20 protein-coding genes are annotated in these 22,426 nt (G+C 61.9%); 10 read left to right on the forward strand and 10 right to left on the reverse strand.

Annotation, left to right across the window (positions count from 1 at the left end; all coding sequences use genetic code 11):
- The first annotated feature begins 13 nt into the window (after positions 1-13).
- A complete protein-coding gene (locus Q7J44_RS07045; RefSeq protein ID WP_304878387.1) occupies positions 14-2,233 on the forward strand; it encodes an NADP-dependent isocitrate dehydrogenase in 2,220 nt (739 codons plus the stop codon).
- A gap of 85 nt (positions 2,234-2,318) precedes the next feature.
- On the opposite strand, the gene Q7J44_RS07050 is transcribed toward Q7J44_RS07045, so the two are convergent.
- Together Q7J44_RS07050 and denD are read right to left on the reverse strand one after the other, a co-directional pair.
- Positions 2,319-4,097 (reverse strand): IlvD/Edd family dehydratase, encoded by a 1,779-nt coding sequence (locus Q7J44_RS07050; RefSeq protein ID WP_304878389.1) that lies wholly within the window; start codon positions 4,095-4,097, stop codon positions 2,319-2,321.
- 63 nt (positions 4,098-4,160) lie between these two features.
- The gene (gene denD / locus Q7J44_RS07055; protein WP_304878391.1) at positions 4,161-5,141 is read right to left on the reverse strand and encodes a D-erythronate dehydrogenase; all 981 of its coding nucleotides are present in this window, start codon (positions 5,139-5,141) and stop codon (positions 4,161-4,163) included.
- Positions 5,142-5,294: 153 nt separating this feature from the next.
- Between denD and Q7J44_RS07060 the strand changes: the two genes are divergently transcribed.
- The 6 genes from Q7J44_RS07060 (at position 5,295) to Q7J44_RS07085 (ending at position 11,124) form a co-directional block, all read left to right on the forward strand.
- Positions 5,295-6,011, forward strand: coding sequence for a FadR/GntR family transcriptional regulator (locus Q7J44_RS07060; protein WP_304878393.1), 717 nt, complete (start codon positions 5,295-5,297; stop codon positions 6,009-6,011).
- A 119-nt stretch (positions 6,012-6,130) separates the two neighbouring features.
- Complete coding sequence (locus Q7J44_RS07065) at positions 6,131-7,312, forward strand: fumarylacetoacetate hydrolase family protein (protein ID WP_304878395.1); 1,182 nt, start codon at positions 6,131-6,133, stop codon at positions 7,310-7,312.
- Position 7,313: 1 nt separating this feature from the next.
- Positions 7,314-7,868 carry a TRAP transporter small permease gene (locus Q7J44_RS07070; protein WP_304878397.1) on the forward strand — a complete coding sequence of 185 codons (555 nt, stop codon included), beginning with the start codon at positions 7,314-7,316 and terminating at the stop codon, positions 7,866-7,868.
- Complete coding sequence (locus tag Q7J44_RS07075; RefSeq protein WP_304878399.1) at positions 7,865-9,142, forward strand: TRAP transporter large permease; 1,278 nt, start codon at positions 7,865-7,867, stop codon at positions 9,140-9,142. The genes Q7J44_RS07070 and Q7J44_RS07075 overlap by 4 nt, the downstream gene beginning before the upstream one ends.
- A 22-nt stretch (positions 9,143-9,164) precedes the next feature.
- Positions 9,165-10,178: a TRAP transporter substrate-binding protein gene (locus Q7J44_RS07080; RefSeq protein ID WP_304878401.1), complete on the forward strand. Its 1,014-nt coding sequence runs from the start codon at positions 9,165-9,167 to the stop codon at positions 10,176-10,178.
- An 88-nt stretch (positions 10,179-10,266) separates the two neighbouring features.
- Entirely contained in the window at positions 10,267-11,124 is an 858-nt protein-coding gene (locus tag Q7J44_RS07085) for a DMT family transporter (protein ID WP_304878403.1), read from the forward strand.
- Positions 11,125-11,140: 16 nt separating this feature from the next.
- Here the strand turns inward: Q7J44_RS07085 and Q7J44_RS07090 are convergent, their stop codons facing one another.
- From Q7J44_RS07090 to Q7J44_RS07125, 8 genes are all read right to left on the reverse strand, one after another.
- Positions 11,141-12,301: a Xaa-Pro peptidase family protein gene (locus tag Q7J44_RS07090; RefSeq protein WP_304878405.1), complete on the reverse strand. Its 1,161-nt coding sequence runs from the start codon at positions 12,299-12,301 to the stop codon at positions 11,141-11,143.
- Positions 12,302-12,327: 26 nt separating this feature from the next.
- Positions 12,328-13,188, reverse strand: a complete 861-nt coding sequence (locus tag Q7J44_RS07095) for an ATP-binding cassette domain-containing protein (RefSeq protein ID WP_304878406.1) — start codon at positions 13,186-13,188, stop codon at positions 12,328-12,330.
- Positions 13,185-14,024, reverse strand: a complete 840-nt coding sequence (locus Q7J44_RS07100) for an ABC transporter ATP-binding protein (protein ID WP_304878408.1) — start codon at positions 14,022-14,024, stop codon at positions 13,185-13,187. Before Q7J44_RS07100 ends, Q7J44_RS07095 begins: the two co-directional genes overlap by 4 nt.
- 4 nt (positions 14,025-14,028) lie before the next feature.
- Complete coding sequence (locus tag Q7J44_RS07105; protein WP_370692970.1) at positions 14,029-14,883, reverse strand: ABC transporter permease subunit; 855 nt, start codon at positions 14,881-14,883, stop codon at positions 14,029-14,031.
- Between the two features lie 59 nt (positions 14,884-14,942).
- Entirely contained in the window at positions 14,943-15,950 is a 1,008-nt protein-coding gene (locus Q7J44_RS07110; protein ID WP_304878411.1) for an ABC transporter permease subunit, read from the reverse strand.
- Positions 15,951-16,027: 77 nt separating this feature from the next.
- Positions 16,028-17,620: an ABC transporter substrate-binding protein gene (locus Q7J44_RS07115; RefSeq protein ID WP_304878413.1), complete on the reverse strand. Its 1,593-nt coding sequence runs from the start codon at positions 17,618-17,620 to the stop codon at positions 16,028-16,030.
- A gap of 36 nt (positions 17,621-17,656) precedes the next feature.
- Positions 17,657-18,376, reverse strand: coding sequence for a helix-turn-helix domain-containing protein (locus tag Q7J44_RS07120; RefSeq protein WP_370692968.1), 720 nt, complete (start codon positions 18,374-18,376; stop codon positions 17,657-17,659).
- Between the two features lie 318 nt (positions 18,377-18,694).
- A complete protein-coding gene (locus Q7J44_RS07125; RefSeq protein ID WP_304878417.1) occupies positions 18,695-19,393 on the reverse strand; it encodes a GntR family transcriptional regulator in 699 nt (232 codons plus the stop codon).
- A 113-nt stretch (positions 19,394-19,506) separates the two neighbouring features.
- On the opposite strand from Q7J44_RS07125, the gene dctP reads away from it, so the two are divergent.
- The 3 genes from dctP to Q7J44_RS07140 all read left to right on the forward strand — a co-directional run bounded on the left by dctP (position 19,507) and on the right by Q7J44_RS07140 (position 22,419).
- Positions 19,507-20,493 (forward strand): TRAP transporter substrate-binding protein DctP, encoded by a 987-nt coding sequence (gene dctP, locus Q7J44_RS07130; protein WP_304878419.1) that lies wholly within the window; start codon positions 19,507-19,509, stop codon positions 20,491-20,493.
- 61 nt (positions 20,494-20,554) lie between these two features.
- Positions 20,555-21,103, forward strand: coding sequence for a TRAP transporter small permease subunit (locus Q7J44_RS07135; RefSeq protein ID WP_304878421.1), 549 nt, complete (start codon positions 20,555-20,557; stop codon positions 21,101-21,103).
- A complete protein-coding gene (locus tag Q7J44_RS07140; RefSeq protein WP_304878423.1) occupies positions 21,103-22,419 on the forward strand; it encodes a TRAP transporter large permease in 1,317 nt (438 codons plus the stop codon). The genes Q7J44_RS07135 and Q7J44_RS07140 overlap by 1 nt, the downstream gene beginning before the upstream one ends.
- The last annotated feature ends 7 nt before the right edge of the window (positions 22,420-22,426 follow it).

Raw genomic sequence — 22,426 nt, forward strand, 5'->3', positions numbered from 1 at the left:
ACAGGTTCACGCCATGGCCAATTCCACTCCCGACATCATCTACACCAAGGTTGACGAAGCGCCGCAGCTTGCTTCGGCCTCGCTCTTGCCGATCATCCGGGCCTTTGCGTCTGCAGCGGGCGTTTCCGTGGGGGTCAAGGACATCTCGCTTGCAGGCCGGATCATTGCCGCGTTTTCGGACCGGCTGACAGCGGCGCAAAAGCAGCCCGATGATCTGGCAGAACTGGGAGAGCTGGTAAAAACGCCGGATGCCAATGTCATCAAACTGCCCAATGTCTCGGCCTCTGCCCCGCAACTGATCGCCGCGGTCAAGGAATTGCAGTCGCAGGGCTACGACATTCCCGACTATCCCGAAGATCCGCAGACCGCCGAGGAAAAAGCCGCACGCGCCCGGTTTGATGCGATCAAAGGCTCTGCCGTGAACCCGGTCCTGCGCGAAGGCAACTCTGACCGCCGCGCAGCGGTTGCGGTCAAGAACTACGCAAAAGCCAATCCGCATTCGATGGGCAAATGGTCGGCAGACAGCAAGACCTGCGTCTCCACCATGACCTCGGGCGATTTCCGGTCGAATGAAACCTCGGTCACCCTGACCGAGGCGCAGGCCGGAGCGGCCCGGATTGAGCATGTGGCCGCAGATGGCACGGTGACCGTGCTCAAAGACAAACTGTCCTACCCCGCCGGGACTGTGGTGGATGCGACGTTCATGTCGGCCAAGGCCCTTGATGCGTTTCTGGCCGAACAGATCGACGCGTCAAAGCAGATGGGGGTGCTGTTTTCCATCCACCTGAAGGCCACCATGATGAAGGTCTCTGACCCGATCATTTTCGGCCACGCGGTCCGTCAGTTCCTGAAACCCGTATTCGACGCGCATGGCCCGGCCCTTGCCGCCGCCGGGGTTGATGCCAATTCCGGCCTTGGCGCGATGCTTGAACGCGTGGCCGAGATGCCGGACGGCAAGGCCATCGCCGACCAGATCCATGCGGTGATCGCCGAGCGCGCGCCGATGTATATGGTCAACTCCGACCGGGGCATCAGCAACCTGCACGTGCCGTCGGACGTGATCATCGATGCGTCGATCCCGGCGCTGATCCGGGCGGGCGGCAAGGGCTACGGCCCTGATGGCAAGGCTGCCGACACCAATTGCGTGATACCCGACAGCAGTTATGCCCCGGTTTATGACGAGACGATCCGGTACTTCAAGGAAACCGGTGCGCTTGATCCGTCAACGGCGGGAACGGTGCAGAACGTCGGTCTGATGGCGCAGAAGGCCGAAGAATACGGATCACACCCGACCACCTTCCTGATCCCTTCGGACGGCACGGTCCGGATGGTGCTGGAAAACGGCGATATCATCCACCAGCATAGCGTTGAGGCCGGCGATATCTGGCGGGCCGCTTCCACCCGCAAAGCCCCGATTGAAGATTGGGTCACCCTGGCCATTGCACGCCAGAAGGCCGAAAACTGTCAGGCGATCTTCTGGCTGGATGAGACGCGGGCACATGACGCCCAGCTTATCGCCTATGTCAAACCCCTGCTGGCAGCGGCGGGTGCGGCAGACAGGTTCCAGATCCTTGCCCCGCGCGAAGCGACGCGCCTGTCGCTGGAAACCATCCGCAAGGGCGAAACCTCGATCGCGGTCACCGGCAACGTGCTGCGCGACTATCTGACCGACCTGTTCCCGATTCTGGAACTGGGAACCAGCGCCAAGATGCTGTCGATCGTCAAGCTGATGAACGGGGGCGGCATGTTCGAAACCGGTGCCGGCGGGTCGGCCCCCAAGCATGTGCAGCAGCTGGTTGAGGAAAATCACCTGCGCTGGGACAGCCTTGGCGAATTCTGCGCACTGGGGGAAAGCCTGAAGTTTCTGGCGGATGCCAAAGGCAACGCCAAGGCGCGCGTGCTGGGCGATGCGGTGGATGTGGCCACTCAGGGCGTGCTGGATCACAACCATTCGCCGCAGTACAAGGTGGGCCAGAAAGACAACCGCGACAGCCACTTTTACTTTGCGCTGTACTGGGCCCGCGCTTTGGCCGAACAGACTGCGGACGCAGAGCTTGCCGCGCATTTCGCGCCAATCGCTCAGGCGCTGACCGAAAATGAGGCGGTAATCGTTTCAGAACTTGCTGCCGCACAGGGCGCGCCGGCAGATTTGGGCGGATATTACCACGCCGATGAGCAGAAGGTCGCCGCCGTTATGCGCCCTTCGGCCACCTTCGTCGGCATCATCGGCTGATACCATTTGGCAGGGCCTGAACAACGGGCCCTGCCGTTTTGTCTCGCGTCTCCAGCGCGTGATCCGCGACTGTCTGCGACAGACTTCAGTGGTTGTGCCGGGGCAAAGTCCCACTGATGCGCACAAACTTTTCGGCCCCTTCAATGGTTGCCCCCTCGACAAGCTGGGTGACCGTGGCCCGGTAAATTTCCTGCCATGGTGTGGCCGAGGCGGGAACGGCGGGAATCCCTTCTTTCATCCGGCTGGCAATCTCGTCAGGCTCTACCAGCATATCACAGCGCCCTGCATTCAGGTCGATCCGGATGCGGTCGCCGGTGCGCAGCCAGGCCAACCCGCCGCCCGCCGCGCTTTCGGGTGAGGCGTTCAGGATCGACGGGCTGTCCGCCGTGCCCGATTGCCGTCCGTCGCCGATGGTGGGCAGGCTGGTGATGCCGCGCTGGATCAGGCGATCCGGCGGCTGCATGTTCACCACCTCGGCAGAGCCGGGCCAGCCAAGCGGCCCGGCACCCCGGATCACCAGAATGGAGCGCTCATCAATCTCCAGCGCGGGGTCGTTGATGCGGGCGTGGTAATCGGTTGATCCGTCAAAGACAAAGGCGGTGCCCTCGAACACGCCTTCGCGCCCCGGTTCGGACAGGTAGCGGGCGCGGAACTCTTCTGAAATGACGCTGGTCTTCATGATCGCAAAATCGAACAGGTTGCCGCGCAGCACCAGAAAGCCCGCCCGCTGCATCATCGGTGCGTCAAAGGGGCGGATCACCTCGCGGTCGGTCGCTTCGCGCCCGTCCAGATTGGTGGCCATGCTGGTGCCTGTCACGGTGGGGCAGGTGCCATCCAGCAGCCCGGCCTGCAGCAACTCCCACATCACCGCAGGCACACCCCCCGCGCGGTGAAAGCGCTCGCCCAGATAGGCCCCGGCTGGTTGCACATTGGCCAGCAGCGGCACGTCATAGCCGTGGGTCTGCCAGTCCTCGGGGTGCAGTTCTGCGCCTGCATGCCGCGCCATGGCCATCAGATGCGGTTGCGCATTGGTCGAACCACCAATGGCAGAGTTCACCCGGATCGCATTCAGGAACGCCGCCCGTGTCAGGATCTTCGATGGGCGCAGGTCTTCGCGCACCAGTTCCACCGCCCGCAATCCGGTGCGATACGCCACCTGCCCGCGTTCGCGGTAGGCCGCCGGAATGGCAGCGCAGCCGGTCAGCGACATGCCAAGCGCCTCGGCAATGGCGTTCATGGTTGAAGCCGTGCCCATCGTGTTGCAATGCCCGATCGATGGGGCGGAATCGAGGGCGGTCTGCAAAAACTCCTCCCGCGTGATCTCGCCCGCCGCAAACTTCCGGCGGGACTGCCAGATCACCGTGCCGGACCCGACCAGCCGCCCTTCGTGCCAACCATCCAGCATCGGCCCGCCAGACAGAACGATGGCCGGAATATCCACCGTTGCGGCCGCCATGATGGCCGAAGGCGTGGTCTTGTCGCAGCCGGTGGTCAGCACAACCCCGTCGAACGGATAGCCGTAGAGCAGTTCAACCAGCCCCAGATAGGCCAGATTGCGGTCCAGCGCAGCGGTGGGGCGTTTGCAGTTCTCAAACAGCGGATGCGAGGGAAATTCGATGGCAATGCCGCCCGCGTCGCGGATGCCGTCGCGCACCCGCTTGGCCAGATCCAGATGGTGGCGGTTGCACGGGTTCAGGTCGCTGCCCGACTGCGCGATGCCGATGATCGGCCGGCCAGAGCGAAGTTCTTCGGGCGTTGTGCCATAATTCATGAACCGCTCCAGATACAACGCGGTCATATCGGCATGATCGGGATTGTCGAACCAGTCCTGTGAGCGAAGACGGCGGGGCGACGGGTCGGTCATGATATGTCCTTGATCTTAAACAGGGTCGGTTCATTGCGGGTGGCAGTCAGGGGGCGCTGGCCCTTACGTCTGCCCCTCCAGCTCATCCTCGATATGGGCGCGGATGATCTGGTCAAAGCTGTCCTCGGCGGTAAAGCCCAAGGCGCGGGCGCGTGTGGCCTCGAACCCGGGGGCCCAGCCTTCGCACATGCGGGTGATGGTGGCATCGGGTTCGCGGCGGATCAGGGCCACGGCACTTTCCCCCGCGACGCGGTGCAACGCGTCGATCTGTTCGCCCACCGTCGCGCTCAGGCCCGGCATCGACAGGTTGCGTCGCGGCCCCACCGCTGCCAGATCCATCGTCGCCGCATGGATCATGAACCCCACGGCAGAGCGCGGCGAGGTGTGCCAGTGCCGGATGCTGTCCGGCACCGGCAGGATGGCGGGTTTGCCCACCAGGGGTTCGCGCAGGATGTTCGAGAAAAAGCCCGACGCCGCCTTGTTCGGGGTGCCGGGGCGAATGCAGATCGTGGGCAGGCGGATGCCGATGCCGTCGAAGAACCCGTGGCGGGAATAGTCGGACAGCAACAGCTCACAAATCGCCTTTTGGGTGCCGTAACTGGTCAGCGGGGTGGTGTGAAACGCATCCGGAATCGGGAACGGCAGCGGCGCACCCATCACCGCGATGGACGACGCAAAGACCACGCGGGGGAAGTAGCCCTCGGCCAGATGCGCGCGCCGGATGGCGTCAAACAGATCGCGCGTGCTGTCCAGATTGATGCGGTAGCCCTTTTCGAAATCGGCCTCGGCCTCGCCCGAAACGATGGCCGCCAGATGAAAGATGATGTCCGGCCGTGCGTCGACCAACCGCTGGGCGGTGCCGGGTGCCGACAGATCGGCGCTCAGCGCGTCAACATTGCCGGCGAACCCGGCGGGCGCTTCCGGCACGATGACATCAACCAGTGTCAGCGCAGAGACGTCGCGCCCCGCCAGACCGTCGCGCACGAGCCGCGAAGTGACCTTGCGGCCCAGCATGCCAGCGGCACCAGTGATCAGAATATGCATCGTCTGTCCTCCGTGGGGTCTTATGCAGATATCCACCCTCTTGAGTTCGTATGATTGTCTGATAACCTGAAAACATCAAGGGAAGAGAAATCTGATGATGATCCGCGCAAAGAGTGAGGCCCAGCCACGACAGCTGACCAGAAGAGCACCGAGATGAGCGGGGCGCTGAACCAGATCAGCCGCACCGAACATCTGCCCGCCCGGATTGCGGCCCAGTTTGCGCGGCAGATTCAGGAAGGGGACCTGAAACCGGGCGACAAACTTCCCACCGAAAATGAGATGTCGAAGACCTTAGGCGTCAGTCGCACGGTCATTCGTGAGGCCATCGCGCAACTGCGCAACGAAGGCATGATCGAAACGCGTCAGGGCGTTGGTGCGTTCGTGATTGATCGCCCGACCCGTCATATCCGGCTTGATGACCGCCGCCGGATGGACCCGCACGGATTTCGCGACCTGTTCCAGCTGCGCGTTCCTTTGGAAATAGAGGCTGCGGGGTTGGCCGCAACCTATCACAACGCGGAACACCTGCGGCTGCTGGATGCGGCATTGCAGCGGATGAATGTGACGGATGACGGGGCTGGCGACGGTATTGTTGCGGATCTTGATTTTCACCGCACCATCGCGGCGGCGACCGGAAACGATTACTTCGTGCAGTTTCTGGGCGCGGTGTCGGACCGCATCCTGCAGACCATCGTCGAATCGCGCGAACGGATCCGGCTGACGGAAATCGTGGCCATCGTGAACCGAGAGCATACGGAACTGCGCAATGCCATTGCCGCCCGCGACCCGGTGCGGGCGCGCGCCGCGATGCGGGCCCATATGGTCGGATCGACCGAGCGCATTGCGCTACGGCTGGAATTCTATCTGTGACCGCTGACCGCCGTTTGCCGAAAAGATTCGGTAGACAGGCCGGAGTCGTCTCAAGTAGGGTTTAGTCATCATGTTGTCTGACATCGTCAGGCCATCCGGTGCTGGAGGCGCCGGTACGAATGGGAGAGACTGAATTGATTTCACTGCACGCTCTGGGCGCTGCCGCGCTGCTGCCCGATGATGCCGCAAGCGCAACCCTGGTTGGCCGGGTCTGGTCGGACCGGCAAGGCGGGCCGTGCCCGGTTGTGCTTCGGGATGGGACTGTGTTCGATCTGACCGGCGTTTCGGCCACCATGTCGGGTCTGCTGGAGCGCGATGACCTGCACGCCGTTCTTGGCACCGACGGGCTGACCGACCTTGGCCCGCTCGATGGGTTTCTGGATGGCAGTGCGGGGCATCTGCTGGCCCCGGTCGACCTGCAGGCGATCAAGGCGGCCGGGGTTACCTTTGCCGACAGCATGCTGGAACGCGTCATCGAAGAGCAGGCCCGTGGCGATTCTGCCCGCGCGGCAGACGTGCGGGCGCGGCTTGCCCCGGTGATCGGTGACAGCCTGCGCGGCGTAAAGGCAGGGTCCGAAAAGGCTGGGCAGGTCAAGGCGCTGCTGCAGGATATGGGCCTGTGGTCGCAATATCTGGAAGTGGGCATCGGCCCGGACGCCGAGATTTTCACCAAGGCGCAGCCGATGTCGTCTATGGGCTGCGGCGATCTGGTCGGCATTCACCCGATGTCGGAATGGAACAACCCGGAACCAGAGGTGGTGCTGGTCATCCGTTCGGACGGTACCGTTCTGGGCGCAACGCTGGGCAATGACGTGAACTTGCGTGATGTCGAAGGGCGGTCGGCGCTGTTGCTGGGCAAGGCCAAGGACAACAACGCATCCTGCGCCATCGGGCCGTTCATCCGCTTGTTCGATGCCGGGTTCACGCAAGATGATCTGGACCGCACAACGGTATTGCTGCGGGTTGAAGGGCAGGACGGGTTTGTCATGACCGGCGAAAGCCCGTTGCAGGCCATCAGCCGCACCCCGGTGGATCTGGTGGGCCAGCTGCTGAACCGCTCGCATCAGTACCCTGACGGGGCGGTGCTGTTTCTGGGCACAATGTTTGCGCCCGTGAAGGACCGGCGCGGTGTGGGCCAAGGCTTTACGCATGAGGTCGGCGACCGGGTCGAAATCGCCTCGCCCCGCCTTGGGCGGCTGGTCAATTGGGTGGACCGGACCGACCGCTGCCCGGAATGGACCTTTGGCACCCTCGCCCTGATGCAGAACCTGATGGCACGCGGTCTGGGCGAAAGGCTGTAAGATGACACGGGCGTCGTGGCTCTTCTTCCGGTTCCTGGATATCCTGCTTGCCCTGTTGCTGGCGGGCATGGCGCTGATGGTCTTTGTCAACGTTGTCATGCGCTACACGATGAATTCGGGCTTCCCGCTTTCGGACGAGCTGTCACGCTTTGCCTTTGTCTGGCTGACGTTTATCGGCGCGGTCGTGGTCTATCACCATCGTCAGCACATGGGGATGGAAACTGTGGTGGCGCAATTCGGTCACCGTGGCCGGCTGGTGCTGATGGGGATGTCAGACCTGATGATCCTCGGCTGTGCGGTTGTGCTGACGCATGGCACCTGGAAACAGCTGCCGATCAACGCGTCGATGAGCGCGCCGGTCTCTGGCCTGTCGATGGCCTGGGTCTACGGGATCGGGCTGTTTACTGGCACCGGAATTGTGCTGATCACACTGGAACGGCTTTTCCGCCTGACCTCCGGGCGCATGACCCAAGCTGAAATCCGCGGATTCGGTGGCGAGATGGAGGATCTTTACGGCACCAGTGGCAAGGTCAAGGCGGGGGAGCGCGGCGAATGACCCTTCTGGTCTTCATCGTATCGCTTCTGGGGGCGATGACCATTGGCGTGCCGGTGGCCTTTGCGCTGATCTTCTGCGGCGTGATGCTCATGACCTTCATGGGCATGTTCAATACCCAGATCATCGCCCAGAACATGCTGATCGGTGCCGATACGTTTACCCTGCTGGCCATCCCCTTCTTCATCCTTGCGGGAGAGCTGATGAATGCAGGCGGGTTGTCCAAACGCATCATCGAATTTGCGATTACCTGCGTTGGCCACATCCGGGGCGGGCTTGGTCTGGTTGCGATTATCGCGGCGCTCATCATGGCCTCTATTTCCGGGTCGGCTGCGGCGGATACGGCCGCGCTGGCCGCGATCCTGATTCCGATGATGGCGAAGGCGGGCTATAACGTGCCGCGTTCAGCAGGGCTGATCGCGGCGGGCGGGGTGATTGCGCCGGTGATCCCGCCGTCGATGGCCTTCATCATCTTTGGCGTTGCCGCCAACGTTTCCATCTCACAGCTGTTCATGGCGGGCATCGTGCCGGGCATGCTGATGGGCATTTCGCTTGTGGTGACCTGGCTGATCGTGGCGCGCAACGACAATGTCGAAACATTGCCAAGGGTCGGATGGGCCGAACGAGGGCGCGCGTCTGGCAGGGCGATCTGGGCGCTCGGCATGCCGGTCATCATTCTGGGCGGCATCAAGATGGGTGTCGTGACGCCGACCGAAGCTGCGGTGATCGCCGCCTTTTATGCGCTGTTCGTCGGCATGGTCATCTACCGCGAGCTTAAGATTTCCGACCTGCTTGGCGTGCTGATCGCAGCCGGGCGCACCACGGCGGCGATCATGTTTCTGGTCTGCGCGGCATTGGTGTCCGCATGGCTGATCACGGCGGCCAACATTCCGAATGAAATCATCGGCTATATCGAGCCGCTGATTGAAAGCCCCAGAGTGTTGATGCTGGTTCTGATGCTGCTGATCCTTGTGGTTGGCACCGCACTTGATCTGACGCCGACCATTCTGATCCTGACGCCGGTGCTGATGCCGATCGTCGCCAAGGCCGGGATCGACCCGGTCTATTTCGGGGTCATGTTCATCATGAACTGCTGCATCGGCTTGCTGACGCCGCCGGTGGGCGTGGTGCTGAACGTGGTGAGCGGCGTTGGCCGGGTGCCGCTTGGCAAGGTTATCCGGGGCGTATGGCCATTCCTGATCGCCCAGATTCTGGTGATCCTGTTGCTGGTGGCGTTCCCCAGCATCGTGATCATTCCGGCAAGATGGTTCTATTGACGACAATCCTAGGGAGGAAACTATGAAACATTCTACACTGAAAACAGCGCTTTTCCTGACAACGGTCATTGCGGCGGCCAGCCCGGCCTTCGCCCAGTTCACCGAGCGGACATTCCGCGTCTCGAACGGGATCAACGAGGATCATCCGGTTGCTGTCGGCATGCAGGCCATGCAGGTCTGTCTGGACGAAAAGACCGGCGGCATGATGAAGATGCAGGGCTTCTGGGGCGGCGCACTTGGCGGTGACCTGCAGGCGACGCAAGCCGTGCGCAGCGGTCTGCAAGAGGCGGTTGTCACCTCATCCTCGCCGCTGGTCGGCATGGAACCGGCGCTTGGCGTGTTTGACCTGCCGTTCCTGTTCCGCACCCCGGAAGAAGCCTATGCCGTCATGGACGGCCCATTTGGCGAAAACCTGAACGAAAAGCTGGATGCGGTCGGACTGGTCAACCTGGGCTACTGGGAAAACGGCTTCCGCAATATGTCCAACTCGCAGCGGCCCATCGAGACATGGGAAGATTTCGAGGGCATGAAGGTGCGGGTGATGCAGAACAACATCTTCCTTGATACCTTCTCGAACTTCGGGGCCAACGCCACGCCGATGTCCTTTGGCGAAGTGTTCTCGGCGCTGGAAACCAAGGCGATTGACGCACAGGAAAACCCCTATGTGACCATCGACACCTCGAAATTCTACGAGGTGCAGTCCTACATCAGCGAAACCCGGCACGCCTATACGCCGTTCCTGTTCCTGTTCTCGAAGGCAATCTTCAACACCTATTCGCCAGAAGAGCAGCAGGCTTTGCGCGATTGCACCATTGTCGGGCGCGATGTCGAACGGGCGGCAATTCAGGAGCTGAACCTGAAATCGCTGGCCAAGATGGAAGAGGCCGGGCTGAAGTTCAACACCATCTCGGCTGAAGATCAGGCTGCAATGCTGGAAAAGTCGCAGGTCGTTTACGAAAAGCACAAGGCTGCCATCGGTGAGGATGTTGTCGATCAGGTTCAGCAGATTCTGACCGAGTTGCGCGCAGCCCAGTAACCTGAGCAAGCGTGAGTGGTTTTCACTGACCGGGCGCCCGGGGGCCGATATCGGCCTCCGGGCGCCTGAATGACTGCGGGGCCGTGAAATGAAGACGAGACTGACCGGCAACATGGCCGGTGCGCTGCTGATGCTTCTGGGCATGGCGGCCTTTGCCGGAAATGATGCCATCGGCAAATGGCTGGTGGCCGATTACGGCGTGGCGCAGGTGATTTTGCTGCGGTCGCTGGCGGCGTTGCTGATCATGGCACCGCTGATCCTGCGCGGTGGCCGGGTGATGGACCGCATCCGGTCGGCCCCACGCCCCGGCTTGCAGGCGCTGCGCGCGATGTGCGCGACGGCTGAAGTGTTCTGCTTTTACGCGGCGGTGTCTTACATGCCTTTGGCCGATGTCATGGCGTTCTGGATGGCGGCGCCGATCTATGTCGTGGCAATCTCGCCTTTCCTGTTGGGCGAACGCGTTGGCAAACGCACCTGGATGGCGGTTGCCGTTGGTTTTGTCGGCGTGCTGGTCCTGCTTGCCCCCTCGCTGCAGATTTCCGGGTGGGGGGCGGTCTATGCCCTGCTGGGCACGGCCACCTTTGCCGCGATCATGGTTCTGGGACGGTCGCTTCGCGAAACGGCAGATCGTGATCTGGTGCTGTTCCAGCTTGCGGCGGCGGGACTTGCCGGGCTGGCCTTCGCGCCGTTTGACTGGCAGCCGGTGCAGTCCGGGGTTGATCTGGCGCTGCTGTTTCTGCTGGGGGTGGTGGCGACTGCGGCACATATGCTGGTGACCCGCGCGCTGAAACTGGCGGATGCCTCTGTCGTGGCCCCGCTGCAATATTCGCTGCTGGTCTGGGGTGTGGTATTCGGCTTTCTGGTCTTTGGTGATGTGCCTGCGCCGGCGATGCTGGTCGGCGCGGTGCTGATTGTGGTGTCAGGGCTGATCGTGCTGCGCCGCTGATCCGGCAGCCAGTTGCCTAGCCGAAAGGCATTTCGGCTGAGGATGACGGGGCGCAGAACCAGACCGGGCCGTCATTCGACATGAACACAATGTCTTCCAGCCGCACACCACATTCGCCGTAAACACACAGCATCGGCTCGATGGAAAAGCACATGCCCGGCTCCAGAACCGTGTCGTTGCCCGCCACGATCCATGGCTCTTCGTGCAGTTCCAGCCCAAGCCCGTGCCCGGTGCGGTGCGGCAGGCCCGGAACCTGATAGCCGGGGCCGAAACCGTCGGCGATCAGCGATCCGCGCGCCGCCGCATCGACCGAGGCGCAGGTCGCCCCCGGCAGCATTGCCGCCGCGAACCCGGCCATCTGAGCCCGGTGCTCACAGTCCCACAGATGGCTTTGCCGGGCGGTCGGCGTGCCGAAGACATAGGTCCGGGTGATATCGGATTGATAGCCATGCAGGCTGCCGCCCAGATCGACCAGCACCATATCGCCGGGGGTCAGGCTTTGCGCATAGGGCACGCCGTGCGGATAGGCCGTCGCCTCGCCGAACTGCACGGCGACGAACACCGGGGTCAGACCCAGCGCGCGGTGTGCTGCGTTGACAAAATCCGCCACCTCACGCGTGGAAATACCGGGCCGCAATCCGGCATGCACCGCCTTGTGCACGCGGTAGCTTGCCTCCATCGCCGCCTGCAAGATCGCTAGCTCTGCGGGGGATTTCCGGCAACGTTGTGCCGCGATCAGATCCTGCGCCGAACGCACCGCCAGATCGGGCAGCGCCATCACGCGATGGGCAAAGCCGAAGCGCATGCCGGGGTCCAGCGCGATGCGGCCTGTTGCGCGCGCTGCGATGAGCGCGAACGGGTCTTCATCTTCTTCCCACACCGCAATCTCACCGGGCAGTTGCAGCAGGGTTTCCAGCTTTGGCCGTTCAAAGTTCGGTGTCACATAGGTCAGGGTGCCATCCGCCAGCACCAGCGCCCCGTGCAGCCGTTCTGACGCGTGCAGCGTAAGCCCGGTGTAATAGGTCAGCGATGCCGTCGTATCCAGCCACACCGCAGCAATCCCCTGCGACCGCATTGCCTGCGCCAGCCCCGCCACCCGCGCGGAGAACTCGGCCGCGCTGATCGCGGGCACATCCACTGGGCGGAAGCCCGCCAAAGCCGTGTCGTAATCGGTCATCTGCGCCGCTCCTGTCGTTTGGGTATTCAGACCGGCGCGGCCAGTCGCGCGGCCTTGCGCCGTTCCACCCGCGCGCGGATTGCATCGACATCGGTGACCGGCGTCGCCGCGAACAGCGACCTTGTATAGGCGTGCTGCGGGTCGGCAAACAGCGCCTCGCGCGTGCCCTGTTCCACCGCGACCCCTTTGGAGATCACCATCACATCATCGGCAATGTAGCGCACCACCGACAGGTCGTGGCTGACGAACACGTAAGTGAGGCCAAATTCATCCTGCAGATCGGCCAGCAGGTTCAGCACCTGCGCCTGCACCGACAGGTCCAGCGCCGACACCGGCTCGTCCAGCACCAGAAGCTGCGGATTCAGCATCAGGGCCCGGGCAATCGCGATACGCTGGCGCTGACCACCCGAAAACATATGCGGATATCGGTTGAAATGTTCCGGCTGTAGCCCGACCTTTTTCAGCATCGCCTCGGCCCGGTCGCGCCGTTCGGTGGCGGGATAATCGGTGTTGATGACCAAAGGCTCCATCAGCACATTGCCGACCTTCTGGCGCGGGTTCAGGCTGCCATAGGGGTTCTGGAACACCATCTGCACCTTGGACCGCAGCGCCGGAGTTGGGCGCTTGCGGCTGATGTCCACAGCCTCACCATCAATCAGCAGTGTGCCGCTGGTCGGCGCGTCGATCAGCGCGATGATCCGGGCCAGCGTCGATTTACCCGAGCCGCTTTCGCCGACGATGGCAAGGGTTTTGCCCTTTTGCACGCTGAAATCAATGCCGCGCAACGCGCGCACCTCGCGCCCGCCCACGAACATGCTGCCCGGCACATAGTAGTCTTGCACAATGGCGCGGCCCTCGACGACCGCAGTGGTTTTGGCTTCTGTCATGGCGTCACCTCCGGCACGAAGAAGTCTGAGACTGTGGGCAGCCGGTCGCCGGTCGCATGTTCCGGCAACGCGGACAAAAGCGCGCGGGTATAGGCGTGCTGCGGATTTTCAAACAAAGACAGCACATCGGCCTCTTCCATCTTGCGGCCCTTGTACTGCACCACCACCCGGTCTGCGGTTTCGGCCACCACCCCCATGTCATGCGTGATCAGAATAAGCGCCATGCCATAATCTTCCTGCAACGCCATCAACAGATCGAGGATCTGTTTTTGAATCGTCACATCCAGCGCCGTCGTGGGCTCATCCGCGATCAGCAGGCGCGGGTTTGACGCAATGGCAATGGCGATCATCACCCGCTGGCACTGCCCGCCCGACATCTGGTGCGGATAGGCGGTGATCTTGTCCTCTGGCTCGGGGATGCCCACCGCGCGGAACAGGTCCAGCGCCTTGGCCCGCGCCTCGCGGTTTGACAGGCCTAGGTTCAGTCGCAGGACTTCTTCGATCTGGAAACCCACGGTGAAGGCCGGGTTCAGCGAGGCGACAGGCTCCTGAAAGATCATCGTGATCTCGCGCCCGATCAGCCGCCGCCGCTCGGAAGCGGACAGGTTGGAGATATCCTGCCCGTCATAGGTCATCTCATCGGCGGTGATGGTGGCGGTGTCGGGCAAAAGCCCCATCACCGCCAGCATCGACACCGATTTGCCCGAGCCTGACTCGCCCACAATGGCCAGCACCTCACCCTTGTCGACATGCACGTCGATGCCGTCCACGGCGGTAAAGCTGCCGGTTGCGGTGGCGAATTTGACGCTCAGGTTCCTGATGTTCAAAAGGGCCATGCGCTCAGCTCCGCTTCAGCTTGGGGTCCAACGCATCGCGCAGACCGTCGCCGGTCAGGTTGATCGCCAGAACCGAAATCAGGATCGCAAGGCCGGGGAAGGTCACAACCCACCACGCGCGCAGAATGAATTCACGCGCTTCGGCCAGCATCGTCCCCCATTCCGGCGTCGGCGGCTGCGCACCCATGCCCAGAAAGCCAAGGGCAGCCGAGTCGAGCACGGCAGATGAGAATGACAAAGTGGCCTGCACGATCAGCGGGGCCACACAGTTCGGCAGGATGGTGCGGAACATCAGCCGCAACCGCCCCGCCCCCGCCACCCGCGCGGCGGTCACATAGTCGCGCTTCATTTCCGACATCACGGCAGCGCGGGTCAACCGCGCGAAATGCGGCTGATACACGATGGCAATCGCAATCATCGCATTGGTCAGCCCCGGCCCCAAGACCGCCACCAGCACCAAGGCCAGCAGCAGCGACGGAAACGCCAGAATCACATCCATCACCCGCATGATCACAGCATCGACCCAGCCGCCGAAGAACCCGGCCAGCAGCCCGATGATGATGCCGCCCACCAGCGCGATCGACACCACCACCACCCCGATGAACAGCGAATACTGCGAGCCGTAAATCAGCCGCGACAGCATATCGCGCCCCACCGCATCGGTGCCCAGCAGAAAGCCGCTGCGCCCGCCATCCTGCCAGATCGGCGGCACCAGCAGGGCATCGCGGTATTGCTGCGTCGGGCTGTGCGGGGCCAGCACCGGCGCCAGAAACGCGATCAGCACCAGCAGCACGAACACCACCAGCCCGATCACCGCGCCACGGTTCTGCCGGAAGTAAAACCAGAACTCGTCGATCATCTGGCGGCGGATCTGCGCATCCGTCAACCGCACCGGGGCCGTTACATTCAGTTGCTCATTCATTTGATGCGGATCCTCGGATTGATAAGGCCGTAGGTCAGGTCAACCAGCAGGTTCACCACCATCACCAGCGCCGCAATCAGCAACAGCCCGGATTGCACCACCGGATAATCCCGGCGCGAAATGGAATCGATCATCCATTTGCCGATGCCGGGCCATGAGAAAATCGTCTCGGTCAGGATTGCCCCGGCCATCAGCACGCCGATCTGCAAGCCTATTGTCGTCACAACCGGGATCATCGCGTTGCGCAGCGCATGAATGCCGATCACCCTGTACTGCGGCATGCCCTTGGCCCGCGCCGTGCGCACGTAATCTTCGCCCAGCACTTCCAGCATCGCCGACCGGGTCTGCCGCGCGATCACCGCCAGCGGAATCGTGGCCAGCACCACCGACGGCAGGATCAGGTGCCGCACGGCCGAGGTGAACGCGCCCGACTGCCCCGACATCAGGCTGTCGATCAGCATGAACCCGGTGCCGGTGGGGAAATAATACATCAGACTGATCCGACCCGACACCGGGGTCCAGCCCAGAATGCCTGAGAAAAAGATGATCAGCAGCAGCCCCCACCAGAAAATCGGCATCGAAAAGCCCACAAGCGCCGCCGTCATCGAGATCTGGTCAAACCAGCTGCCCCGCTTGATCGCCGCCAGAACCCCCACCGGCACCCCGATCAGCGTGGCGATGATGATGGCGCACAGACCCAGCTCGACCGTGGCCGGAAACAGCGCCATGAATTCGGTCAGCACCGGGCGCTTGGTCACCAGCGAGTTGCCAAGATCGCCCTGCAGCAAACGCCCCATGAAATCAAAGTATTGCAGCACGACGTGCTTGTCATAGCCAAGCATCGCGGTCAGCTCTGCATGCCGCTCCGGCGATACGCCACGCTCGCCCGCCATCAACAGCACCGGGTCACCGGGCAGGATGCGCACGAAGCTGAAGGCGATGATGGTGATTCCGATAAAGGTCGGCACCAGATAGAGAAGTTTAGAAAGGATGAAGCGGACCATGCGTCATTGTCCTTGTAAAACACGCGGGGGGGCCATACCCCCCCGCGCGCCTGGTTTCAGTGAAGAGTGTCGCCCGCTTATTCAGCGATATCCACGGTGTCGAAAGTGAAGTCGCCAAGCGGGCTCATCACAAAGCCGGATACCTTGTTCGACATCGGCACATACTGGGTGGAGTGTGCAATGGTGAACCAAGGCGCCTGTTCTTTGAAGATCACCTGCGCCTGTTCATACAGCGCCGTGCGCTCTGCCGGATCGGCGGTCACCTTGGCATCGTTCAGCAGCGCCGAGAATTCGTCGTTGCACCAGAACGCCCGGTTTGCCCCACCCTCACCTGCCGAAGCGCAGGACAGCAGAACCGACAGGAAGTTGTCCGGGTCGCCATTGTCGCCGGTCCAGCCCAGCATCACAGCGCCATCACGTCCGGCTTCCATCGACTTGGCCAGATACTCGCCCCATTCATAGGACACGATCTCGACCGTCACGCCAACCTTGGACAGGTCTTCCTGCATCAGCTCGGCCGTGCGGCGGGCGTTCGGCATATAGGGACGCTGCACCGGCATCGCCCAGATCTTCATCGACAGACCAGACACGCCTTCGGCTTCCAGCATCGCCTTGGAAGCTTCCGGATCGTAGGGGTCGTCCTGAATTGCCTCATTATACGACCACATGGTCGGCGGGATCGGGTTCTTGGCTGGCAGTGCCGCCCCCTGGAACACCGCCTCGACAATGGCGTCCTTGTTGATCGCCATGTTCAGGGCCTTGCGGACGTTCGGGTTATCGAACGGGGCCTGGGTGGTGTTATAGGCCAGATAGCCGACGTTCAGACCGGCCTGTTCGTCCAGCGTCAGGTTCGGATCGGCCTTGATGGTGTCGATGTCAGCCGGGGCCGGGTATGGCATCAGATGGCATTCACCGGCCTTCAGCTTTTGCAGACGCACAGCCGCATCAGGGGTGATAGCGAAGATCAGATCATCAATGATCGGTGCCGTGCCCCAGTAGTCCGGGTTCTTGGTGTAGCGGATCACCGCGTCTTTCTGGTAGGCCACGAACATGAACGGCCCGGTGCCGATCGGCGTGTTGTTCATCTCTTCGCGGGTGCCTGCAGCGTCCAGCGCGTCGGCATATTCTTTCGACACGATCGACGCGAAAGGCATGGCGATGTTGGCCAGGAACGGCGCCTCGGGCTGGCTCAGCGTGAATTTGACCGTGTAATCGTCGATCTTTTCGACGGATGTGATCAGGTTCTGCATGTCCATCGAGGTGTAATATTCATAGGTGATGCCCGGAATATACTGGTGCCACGGGTTTTCGGCATTGCCCTGACGGTCATAGGAAAAGATCACGTCGTCGGCGTTGAAATCGCGGGTCGGTGTAAAGGCGGCGTTCGACTGCCACTTCACGCCCTGACGCAGCTTGAACGTGTATTCGGTGCCGTCTTCGGACACGTCCCAGCTTTCGGCAAGACCCGGCTCGACCTCGGTGGTGCCCTTCTTGAACTCCGTCAGACGGTTGAAGATCGGGTGTGCCGAGGCGTCGAAGGTGCCGCCTGCGGTGAATGGTGCGGGGTCAAAGCCCTCGGGCGAGGCTTCCGAGCAATAGACAAAGGTCTTTGCCTGTGCCGATGCGGCGCTCAAGGCAAGCACCGACGCAAATAGCATAAGGTTTTTCATTTTTCTGGTTTCCCTGTTCTGGATAAAAACGCCGGATCAGTTGGCGGGTGTGACGGTTACGTCTTCGGGTGCGTCATCGCGCACGGGTTGCGGCGCGCCGGCCGGGGCTGGCGCGGCGGTGGATTTGCGCGGCGCATAATCAGACGGGGTTGCGCCGTGCAGCATCTTGCCGGTCCACAAAACCCGCGCCATCTGCTCGCCCGGATTGGAATAGGAATGCGGGTGCTGGCCCAGATAGTGCATGCTGTCGCCCGCCTGCAGCAAAACCTCCTGCCCATCCACCACCTGAAGGACCGTACCCTCCAGCACAAAGATGATCTCTTCGCCGAAATGCTGAACGGTTTCAGAATGGTAGCCGGGCGGCACATTCAGCACGAAAGAGGTCAGCTCATGGCCCGGAAACTCTGCGCCAATGGTTTCATACAAGACCGAATGTCCCGCGACAGAAAACCTGTGCCGGGCACCGGCGCGGGTCACGCTGTCAGACTGCCGTGGCGATGCGATGAAAAAGTCGATGCTCACATCCAGCGCCGCCGCAATCTCGGCCAATGTGCCAAGGGTCGGCACCGCATTGTCGCGTTCAACCTGGCTGATATAGCTCACCGAGACCCCACATGCGTTGCTGAGTTCCTGCAAGGTCATGGACATCATCTGCCTGCGGCTGCGGATTCGACGTCCCAAAGCAAAAGCCGCGCCTGCAGGTTTCTTCGCCATAAACTTCCTTGGCCCGTGAGTCCCTCTGTCGACAGAGTTCATCCGAAAGACTTAACCATTGCAACAATTTTTTTACTGACAGACAATATTTTGTCTGGGGCCACAGCCAGGCACAGTGGCCACGTCGCTTCAAACAGGTGAATTCACGCAAAAATCAGCCCGCATCATGCCCGCAGCACGGTGCAGACCCCGGGCCGGGGCCTGCGGGCGAAAGCTTTCCGGCGGCGTGGTTTTGGTAGTTGAACAGGCGCAGGACGCGTCGCAAGATCTCTGCCACATTCCGGGAGGGCGAAAAGCTGACCTATAGCCATCGCCATCGGGACGGGCCGCAGGCCTTCCTGGCCGATGCCCGCGTCAAAGCTACGCCCGTTCCTTTTGCCGTCCTCCTGCTGCGCCGATGGATCGCCGGTACTGGGCCGCAAGATCGTTGAAGCGGTCTCCTTGCACGGCGACATGGTCGCGCATCAGGGCGGTAACCTTGACTTCGTCGCCCGCGACCAGCGCTTCGAAGATCAGGCGGTGTTCCTTCAGCGACTCGCGCATCCGGCCCCGAAGACGCAGTTGCAGACGGCGGAAGGGTTTGAGCCGGCGGTGCAGGCGGTCTGCTTCGCCCGCCAGAAAGCGGTTGCCCGATGCGCGGTAGATGAGCGCGTGAAATTCGTGATTTGCATGGTAATAGCCGTCAAAATCATCGGCGGCGAAGGCTTTTTCGCAGCCAACCAAAGCGGCGGCGATCTCTGCCTCCGCCTCGGCCGTCATCCGGCGGGCGGCATAGCGGCCGCACATCGCCTCTATCTCGGCCATCACATCAAACATCTCGATCACGTCTTCCAGTGCCGGAAACCTGACAAAAGCCCCGCGCCGCAACCGCAGCTCCACCAGCCCAGACGCCGCAAGCGATTGAAACGCCTCACGCAAAGGAGTCCGGGAGACGTGGAACTGCTCGGCAAGGCTGACCTCATCCAGCCGGGTGCCGTCGGGGAAATGCCCCTCGACGATCATTTCTTCCAGCGCCTCGCGGATCTGGTCAGTGCGCCGGTCGAGGGGAATGTCCGTCATGGCTGAAATACCCGATCTCATTTCTTGCATACAATATGATTGACATCGCATATCTGCAACGACAATCTGATGACTGCTTATGCAGACAATACTACCTTTGGGAGGAGGTTTTCATGAAATGTACAAAAATCGCAGGCTGCGCCGCAACGGCATTGGCCGTGCTCGCCACGTCGGCCAGCGCTGAGGAGCTTCGGCTGTCGCATCAGTTCGCGCCGGGGGACCTGCGCCACCGTATTGCCGAGATTGTGGCCGAAGAGGTCGCAGCGGCAGATGTTGATCTGACCATCCGGATTTTCCCCTCGGGGTCGCTGTTCAAGGCGACCGAGCAGTATTTGCCAATCAGCCGTGGCCAGCTGGACATGACGGTGCTGCCGTTGTCCTACGCGGGCGGCCAGCGCCCCGAATACAACCTGACCCTGATGCCCGGGCTGGTGAAGAACCACGACCATGCCGCAAGGCTGAACGACTCGCCTTTCATGGACGAGATCGAGGCGATCCTGAACGAAGATGACGTGATGACGCTGGTACCCGGCTATCTGGCTGGCGGTTTTGCCAGCATGGGCGAATGCATCACCAGCCCCGAAGACGTGAAGGGCATGACCGTGCGGGCTGCGGGCAAGGGGTTTGAAGAGATGCTTCAGGCCGCAGGGGCCTCTATCGCGTCGATGCCGTCTTCCGAAACCTACAATGCAATGCAGCAGAACGTGTTGACCGCGCTGAACACGTCGTCCTCGTCCTTCGTGTCGTTCCGCCTTCAGGAACTTGCCAAATGCTATACCCCGGCTTCTGATGTGGCGCTGTGGTTCATGTATCAGCCACTGTTGATCAACAAGAGCACATTTGACGGTCTGACCCCCGAACAACAGGCCGCACTGCTGGCCGGCGCGGCCAAGGCCGAGACTTATTATCTTGAAGAGGCCAAGAAAGAAGATGCGCAGTCGGTCGAAGTGTTCCGCGCGGCGGGCGTCGAGATTGCCGAGATGACGCAGGAAGATTTCGATGCCTGGAAGGCGCTGGCGGAAGAGTCGTCATACAAGCAGTTCGTGGCCGAAGTGCCGGATGGGCAGCGTCTGCTCGATCTGGCCTTTGCGGTAGAGTGATCCGCCGCCGGGCGCGGGATAGTCCGCGCCCGGCCCAAGACGCCCCTTTCGGAGACGCCCCATGTCTGGTTCACCACCCGCCGCCCCTGCTGCACGCAGAGGGGAAGGCTTTGTCCGTGCGGTTCGTGCCGTATCTACGGTCTGCGGCTGGTTCGCAGCCGCCTTCACCATCATCGCCCTATTTGTCACCTGTCAGATGATCTTCGTGCGCGCGGTCCTGGGCCAGTCGACGATCTGGCAGACCGAGGCGGTCATCTACCTGATGATCGCGGCCACGGTCATCGGCTTGCCCTATGTGCAGAAGCTGCGCGGTCACGTGAACGTCGACCTGATCCCGCTTGCGCTGCCGTTTCAGGCGCGCCGGGTGCTTGCCTATGTCACTTTGAGTATGACCCTGGTGGTGATTGCGCTGCTGGCCTGGCATTCGGTGCATATCTGGCTGGAGGCTTACGAGCGGAACTGGAAATCCTCGACCGTCTGGGCCCCGCGGCTTTGGGTGCCCTATCTGGCACTGCCGCTTGGGTTCGGCCTGTTCGTTCTGCAATTGTTGTCCGATCTGGTCGCACTGGCCACCGGCATTGACGCGCCCTTTGGCGTAAGGGAGGCGTGATGGATCCGCTGGTTCTGGGTGCCCTTGTCGCCGTTTCTACGATTGTCGTGCTGTTTTCCGGGGTGTCGGTTGCCGTTGGGCTGCTTGTGGTGTCTGCGGCATTCTTGCTGATCTTTGACGGCGCGCGGTCTCTGGAAATGATGCCCGAGATCTTTTTTGCCGATCTCAACAGCTTTACCATCCTGTCTATTCCGATGTTCATCATCATGGGCGCGGCCATCGCCTCGACCCGTGCCGGTGCCGATCTGTTTGAGGCGCTGGAACGATGGCTGACACGCGTGCCCGGCGGGCTGGTGGTGTCGAACCTTGGGGCCTGCGCCCTGTTTGCCGCGATGTCGGGGTCCAGCCCCGCCACCTGTGCCGCCATCGGCAAGATGGGCATCCCCGAGATGCAAAAGCGCGGCTATCCCGATGGCGTCGCCGCCGGGGCGATTGCTGCGGGCGGCACATTGGGCATTCTGATCCCGCCCTCGGTCACCATGATCGTCTACGGCATCGCCACGGAAACCTCGATCGGGCGGCTGTTTCTGGCAGGGGTGATGCCCGGGCTTATGCTGATGGGGCTGTTCATGGGCTGGGCCATTTTCGCCACGTGGCGGTCGGGCAACATCGCCGTGCTGTCACCGCGCCACTATTCACTGCGCGAAAAGCTGGAGATTCTGCCGCGGATCGTGCCCTTCCTGGTCGTGATTCTGGGTGTGCTTTATGCGATGTATGGCGGGGTCGCCACCACGTCGGAAACGGCAGCGGTGGGGGCGGTTCTGTGCCTTGGCATGGCCATCGTGATCTACAAGATGTGGAGCCCGCTGGCGATCTGGGCCGTGCTGCGGGACAGCACACGGGAAAGCGTGATGATCCTGTTCATCATGGCCGCCGCCGGGGTGTTTGCGTACATGATGTCTTCGCTGTTCATCACCCAGTCGATCGCGCAATGGATTGCGGCACTGGATGTGAACCGTTGGGTTCTTATGGGGATCATCAACCTGTTCCTGCTGGTCGCGGGCTTCTTCCTGCCGCCGGTCGCCGTGATCCTGATGACAGCGCCGATCCTGTTGCCGATCCTGGATGCCGCGCAGTTCGATCCCTACTGGTTCGCGGTGATCCTGACGATCAACATGGAAATCGGCCTGATCACGCCGCCGGTCGGGCTCAACCTGTTCGTCATCAATTCCATTGCCCCCAACATCTCGCTGCGGACCATTCTGCTGGGATCGGCGCCCTTTGTCGGCTGTATGATACTTGCCATCGTGATTCTGTGCTTCGTCCCTGAAATTGCAACCTGGCTGCCCGATCTGGTCATGGGCCCGTCCCGATAAAGGAGCA

It is taken from the genome of Pseudotabrizicola sp., assembly GCF_030656345.1.
GTDB lineage: Bacteria > Pseudomonadota > Alphaproteobacteria > Rhodobacterales > Rhodobacteraceae > Pseudotabrizicola.